We start from the raw sequence: 6,000 nt of genomic DNA, 5'->3' as shown, positions 1-6,000 counted from the left end.
GCGTCAGATGTGTATAAGAGAAAGACCACCGCCTAACGAGCCGCGACTCGAATTTGCGCCACCTGTCGGATAGGCGTTGACGGGAGAAAGGTCGCTGTGAAAACCGCCGCGCCCGACCTGCAAAGTGAAAACGGTTCCTGGCGGCGCGGCGTACGTAACTTGAGCGTAGCCGGCGCCGCCGCCCATTGGCGTGGTGCTACTGAACATCTGGTAAGCGCCGCCGCCACCGCCTGCCCACGCCTCGAAGGTGGCTTGAGAACACCCGGCCGGAAGCGTAACGGACTGGTTTGCGCCGGCAAATGCAAAGGCCTGATTGCCGGCGGTGCAGGAAGAAGAGGGCGCCCCAGAAGCGACCAACCCTTTGAAGGGCACTCGCAATGAGTACGTTGGACTCGCAACGGCCGCCGAAGCAGCCACCGACAATGCCAAAATGCCGGGGAGCCACAGGAATAGGGATTTCCGGAAGGGGGCGCTTTTCACGGTCTTCTCATCGAGAGGGAAACCTCGTGTAGCGAGCCGGCCCTCGCCGCCAGAACGACCGCTTGCGCTTTCGCCCGAAATTATCGAGAATGCCTGCCGGAGCTCCTCTCTTCACGCCGCCCACATCGGCGAAGCCAAGGCAAGGGGGATTGCAGTGCGCAAGGCCTAATTTCGAAGACTCTTCTAATTTGGCCGACCGAGTGGGCAAGTCGGCTGAATTTTCGGAGAGTAGTCATGCGCGTTCGTTTTTCATCCACCGACACACCTAAGCTTGCCGCCAAACGTCTCAGCCGTTTCCCCGCATTCTGGGACATACCCCATTCCACGCTGCTCGAACTGACTGTCCATGTGCTGGGCTATTCGAGCTGGCATGAAGTCACACAGGAATGCAAGAAAGGACTGGCCGACCCACTGGACGAAGACCTTTCGCCAGCGGAGCTAGCGGCCCGTCGGGCATATCAGGCGCGACGACTCAAGGAGAAGGTTCCGGAGTTGAGGACGAGGTGTGAGTCGTTGATTGAAAGCTGGGCGCCGTCGGCGCGCCGGCCATCAATGCGGGGCGTTCCGGAAGTCCACGACATCCGCGACGTTAAGCGTGCACGTGACCGCTTCTTCAACGATGGGTTTAACCGCGCCTTCGTCCTGTTCTTCCAAAAGATGCTCGACTGGCCTTTGTTCGACGTGAACACCGCCGCAAGCGAGCTGCAGCCGCTGGCCTACACGAGCTCCGAGCGGATGGACCTGAAAATCCCGCTGCTCGCTCCGGGCGCGCGCGACGCGGCTCCGTTGGGCATCGCACCGAATACCCTCGATAGCCTTGTTGCCCGCTATCCTGACGGCGCTATCGTGTTGCTTGGGGAGCCCACCGTGGATGTCGTCGACGGGCATCCCCTGTTTTCGCCCGGGTTGCTCGTGCTGGACGGACAGAGTCATTCGCTGACCATGTGTGCGGGTCTTGCGAATTTCGACTCGCTGTTTGAATTCGGAGAAAATTGCTACCGGGTGAAGGCATTTTCGGACGTGGGGGAGTGGGCTTCTCGAACTTTCGCAATGTGCCGCAGTCCGTCTTGGCAAGCAGATAACGTGCATGACGAAGAAGGCGAAGCGCTTTTCTGGTCGGATGAGTGACGGCCGAGCGGGCCGCTGGGCCAGCGCCATGCCTCGTCACGGACTCATTGGCGGAGTATCGGCAAATTGGCCCGCGAGCCTCGCGAAACAGCGTACTAAAGCGCTTGGGCCTCAACTGGCTGGCCCGTGTTGAGGCGGGAGCCTGAATTCAAGGTCGGTTGAACGTTCCCACCTGGATGCACCCGAGGCGCAGTGCGGCGCGGGAATGGAGGGGGAGACACTCTACGCGGTTTTTGGTCTTCCTCTCTGTTTTTGGATTCGAGGTGCCGGTTCAGGCGGTTCCTCCCAGTACAGTTCTCGCGATACGTGTTCCAAGGCGGCGCGGAACGTCAGGTAGTCTGTTCCGACGTGCTGAACCACAATGCTCGCGGACCCGTTTTCGTGGACCCTCAAGAACGACTTCGGGCGCGACTTTGCTTGTGAGGTCTTTAGATTGAAGTCGTATCCGTCACGGTCGCTGAACAGAAACGGTTTTAGCGTCTCGAAGCCGACCAGTATCCGGTTGATTTGCGTTGTGTCATCGCGCGCCATCTTGATTTCCAGAACAGCCTGGCCGCTTTTATCGAAATATGCCGGTGGCCAGGGGACACTAAGACCATACGGTTTGAGTGCCGCGCCCAGCGCGTAGCTCGGCTCGAACGAATACGCTCCCGGTATGGAGGAAAGAAGCCATTCCCAGTCTAAGTCGGCTCTCCCTTGTTCGGCCTTGCGAATTTCAAATCGGGATTTGACCAGCTCGTACACTTCCGTGCATTCGTTGAATTCTGGCGTAAATGGGCGAAGGCGTTGAAGATTGTTCCGGCAGCTCGTAACGGCGCGCGCCAACGATTCATCGTCCAGTTCTTTCAGTTGATTCACCAGCGCGATACTCGTTCCCATTGACATCATTGTGGGTCCTCCTTGCAGCTGTCCCGGCAAAGCCTCAGCTTACTCTAGTTGGTAGGTTTTCACCCCGGAGTTACCCGTTGAGGCTTTACGCCCCGACAGGGACGATGAGGAGCGCATCGCTGCCTCCACACCTTAACGAAGAGCTTCGGAAAACGGCCGACGCGGTGCCGGGTCGACAGCGAAATACGTTCTCAGTCATATTGCCGGAATCGCCAAGAAAAAGCCCGCATCATGCGGGCTTTTCGCAAGAGCGGGACGAGGCTGTCAGGCTGCTGCGTCTTTAAGCTTCTTCAGCGGGCGAATCTTCAGGCGGACGGAAGCGGGCTTTGCAGGGAACCAGCGCTCTTCACCGGTGAACGGGTCCTTGCCAAAGCGCTTCTTCTTCGCGGGTACTTGTTGAACAGCGACCTTAAGCAGACCCGGGAGTGTGAACTCCGAGGCGCCCTTCTTGTGAACCGCGCCCAGCATCGTGCCTTCCAGCGCCGCCAATACGGCCTTCACCGACTTGGGTTCGATGCCCGACTGCGTGGCGATGTGGAGTCCGGCTTTCGTGAACGTATCGTGTAACGCTGCGCGAGCGTTACATTGGGCGGTTGTTGATTAACTGTCGCCAAGTGCCTTGTAGGCGAAAACGAGTATCCCAACGATTCCTACTAAGACCATCTGCACGCCGATGGGACCACCGTAAGCCAAAGTCACTCCACCGAGCAAGGTGATGGCGGCACTGGTGACCAGGCCAAAAATTTTTTGACGTTTGTTCATCCGTGGAAATGCTCCTGGAAACCTCGTCCTTCAGGGCGAGGAGGAAAGGAGGGCCGGCGTTAGCCGGCCGCTTTGTTAGTGTGAGTAGCCATAGCCGTCGGCACGCTGTATGACCTTGCAGTGTCGATGACTAATGCCTTGAACGACGCCTTGTGACGTCTGGATGTTAAAGCTGCCAGTAGCGCGAACGGCCACGCGCCCGACGTAGCTTCCGGCCTTCTTGCCGGAAGGGACGACGGCCTTGATGCGGTCACCGGTCTGAAACCCGTGTACACGTTTGGTACGCATCAGGTAGCCGCGCGGGAAGCCTTGCGCGGTCAGGCGCGTGCGCTGATAGCTGCCGCGACCCGCGCACTTGACCTCCAGTGTCGGACGCTTCCAAGCCTGGACAGACTCCACTTCACCAACGCAGACGGCATCGAGCGCGTGCGCCTTCGGAATGTGCAAGCGCGTGCGATTCCACTTCGTGCGCCCGCCGCTGGCAAGTTCAACCGCGAGTTCCGTCTCTTTCAGGGCCGAGGCAAGCGCCCAACGTGTGCTGTTGACGGCGGCAGCGTCGCGCAGCGGAGCTTTCGCCCGCGCCAGGATACGTTTGAGCCGCTGCTCGTCCTTGACGAACTCTCGCACATCGAGCGAGCCTTTGCGGCAATTGCACGGCTCGCAGGCAAGTGTCAGGTTCGACACGCGGTTCGAGCCGCCGCGCGCACGCGCGACGATATGCTCAATCTGCAGCGGCACGCCTTCGTCGTCGCAGTACGCGCATTGTCGCCCCCACTTCTCGAGCAGGTACTCGCGAACCTCATAGCCCAGCAGTTCGCCTTGCTGATACTCGACGCCGGAAATCTCCGGCTTCTGCATCGCCTGCATGTCGAACCGCACGAGCTCCATCGAGAGAGCCGAGACCGGCGCCCAGCGCATCAGCCGCCGGACCCAGGACATCGTCGTGTCGACGCGATGCTGAAGGCTAGGCGCAAGCCAGCCTTCGCGACGTGTCCGATTGTTGAAGCGCGGCGCGCGGTAGCGAAGGTTCGCGCTACGCCGCCTGCGGCGGAAGGCGCGCCGCGCGGTGAGCGCTTCGCTGATTTGACGGCCGCGATGCACGAGGTCGAAGAGGTTCAGTACAGCCACACCTTCGTCGAACACCCGGACCAGCGCGACACCCGTTACCTCGCTGCCCGGGTCGAGCTTGACGCGAAGCGACTGATACGCGCTGTCCTCTGCAAGACGGTCCGTCAGCCGAACCACGAATGGGACCACGCGATGAACGCGCGCCCGACCGCGCGCGAGTAGCAGACGCGCCCGCTGCTCACTGCACGGCATTAACGGCCTGCCTCGTCTGTCCAGCACAAATACTGCCATTTACTCTCCTTTGTCCCTTACGGGACCTTGTGACGGAAGCCTTACGGCTTCGCTCCCCTCGCCCATGTTGTACAGCGGTGCATCCTTGCGACCCGTTTCGTGCCTACCCGAAGCGTGTCTGCGGTCACAGGTTCCAGAGTCCGGAACTGAGGAAAGCATTCCGGAGTGGGTCTTTAACCTCTGTACAACGTAGTCCCCGTACAGCGGGCCTAGGGTCTGGTCAACCTCAGGCTCTTTACAAGCCTCGCCCTTCAGGGCGGGGTGATTGACGCTCTCCCCAGAATCGGCGTCATTTTATTTCTGTGAGGGATGGGTTGTTCGTGCGGAGCCGCTCAAACGAAACTCTGTGGTTATCCATATCAAGAAGGACGGAAACCGTATTCCCCTGACTCAGATGGCCGAGGTTGGCGGTGGTGGCGACCCCGATGTTATATATGCTACCGCTGTTGCCGTAGTACGCCACCCCTCCTGCACCCCCTACATTGTGGCCCGGCGGCCACGTGTCCGTTACGCCAAAGTACGTGTAGTAAGCGTCAGCGACACCGCTTGCGCGTATCTCCCAATACCACTTGCCCGCCGATTTCCCGGCGATGGACCGGACGTTGTCAGAACCGATATTCGCACTGAGGCAGCTATAGACGAGGCTGTCAGGCTGCTGCGTCTTTAAGCTTCTTCAGCGGGCGAATCTTCAGGCGGACCGAAGCGGGCTTTGCAGGGAACCAGCGCTCTTCACCGGTGAACGGGTCCTTGCCGAAGCGCTTCTTCTTCGCGGGTACTTGTTGAACAGCGACCTTAAGCAGACCCGGGAGTGTGAACTCCGAGGCGCCCTTCTTGTGAACCGCGCCCAGCATCGTGCCTTCCAGCGCCGCCAATACGGCCTTCACCGACTTGGGTTCGATGCCCGACTGCGTGGCGATGTGCTCAGCGAGTCCGGCTTTCGTGAACGTATCCTTCAGCGGCTTGATTGTCGCACCGGCTGTGGATGCCTTCTTCGCTGCGGCCGGTGCCGCGCTCGCTTTCTTGGCGGCGGGAGCTTTCGTTTTGGTCGTTGTTGCCATGGTAGTCCTCGTTGTTAGTCAGTGGCCGCTCAAGGGCGCCGCGAGTTGCCGGCATCACTCAAGCTGCCTGCAAGATTACCAACCCACGTGACGTTGCGCAACGCGAAGACGCCTGTAAACAGGGGGTTTGCGGGAACGCATCACACAAAGGCGAGGACGAGGGGCCATTTTCGTGGCCCTAGGCGCGCAAACGCCACGCGGGTAGCCCTTCAACTGCTCTAGTGACTGCCGGCGGTTCCTCACAGACTAACCTACGGCCGCGCCTGGCGCGCAATCACGAAGACGAAAAACAGGGGAGTTCCGGCCGAGGTTGAGGACGAAATCC

At 60.0% G+C, this 6,000-nt stretch carries 7 protein-coding genes and 1 pseudogene; 1 reads left to right on the top strand and 7 read right to left on the bottom strand.

Translation table 11 applies throughout. The features are described from left to right. Nucleotides 1–3: 3 nt before the first annotated feature. The gene (locus F6X40_RS34305) at nucleotides 4–480 is read right to left on the bottom strand and encodes a hypothetical protein (RefSeq protein ID WP_187630901.1); all 477 of its coding nucleotides are present in this window, start codon (nucleotides 478–480) and stop codon (nucleotides 4–6) included. Nucleotides 481–714: 234 nt separating this feature from the next. On the opposite strand from F6X40_RS34305, the gene F6X40_RS34300 reads away from it, so the two are divergent. Further along, nucleotides 715–1,608: a hypothetical protein gene (locus tag F6X40_RS34300; protein WP_187630900.1), complete on the top strand. Its 894-nt coding sequence runs from the start codon at nucleotides 715–717 to the stop codon at nucleotides 1,606–1,608. 222 nt (nucleotides 1,609–1,830) lie between these two features. On the opposite strand, the gene F6X40_RS34295 is transcribed toward F6X40_RS34300, so the two are convergent. From F6X40_RS34295 to F6X40_RS34275, 6 genes and pseudogenes are all read right to left on the bottom strand, one after another. Then, complete coding sequence (locus F6X40_RS34295; RefSeq protein WP_187630899.1) at nucleotides 1,831–2,496, bottom strand: hypothetical protein; 666 nt, start codon at nucleotides 2,494–2,496, stop codon at nucleotides 1,831–1,833. 264 nt (nucleotides 2,497–2,760) lie between these two features. Next, a pseudogene (locus tag F6X40_RS34290) lies at nucleotides 2,761–3,060 on the bottom strand (HU family DNA-binding protein); the annotation flags it as partial. Between the two features lie 36 nt (nucleotides 3,061–3,096). After that, complete coding sequence (locus F6X40_RS34285) at nucleotides 3,097–3,258, bottom strand: hypothetical protein (protein ID WP_187630898.1); 162 nt, start codon at nucleotides 3,256–3,258, stop codon at nucleotides 3,097–3,099. 75 nt (nucleotides 3,259–3,333) lie between these two features. Further along, nucleotides 3,334–4,617, bottom strand: a complete 1,284-nt coding sequence (iscB, locus tag F6X40_RS34280; protein WP_187630897.1) for an RNA-guided endonuclease IscB — start codon at nucleotides 4,615–4,617, stop codon at nucleotides 3,334–3,336. Nucleotides 4,618–4,906: 289 nt separating this feature from the next. Beyond that, on the bottom strand, nucleotides 4,907–5,209 hold the full coding sequence (locus F6X40_RS43685; protein ID WP_410452558.1) for an SPRY domain-containing protein: 303 nt from the start codon (nucleotides 5,207–5,209) through the stop codon (nucleotides 4,907–4,909). Between the two features lie 55 nt (nucleotides 5,210–5,264). After that, nucleotides 5,265–5,675 carry an HU family DNA-binding protein gene (locus F6X40_RS34275; RefSeq protein ID WP_187630896.1) on the bottom strand — a complete coding sequence of 137 codons (411 nt, stop codon included), beginning with the start codon at nucleotides 5,673–5,675 and terminating at the stop codon, nucleotides 5,265–5,267. Nucleotides 5,676–6,000: the final 325 nt, after the last annotated feature.

Origin of the sequence: Paraburkholderia sp. UCT31 (assembly GCF_014397655.1) — a bacterium.
In the GTDB taxonomy this organism is placed as follows: domain Bacteria; phylum Pseudomonadota; class Gammaproteobacteria; order Burkholderiales; family Burkholderiaceae; genus Paraburkholderia; species Paraburkholderia tuberum.
Note: the sequence above shows the minus strand (reverse complement) of the source record. Positions and strands in the feature narration are given on the sequence as shown.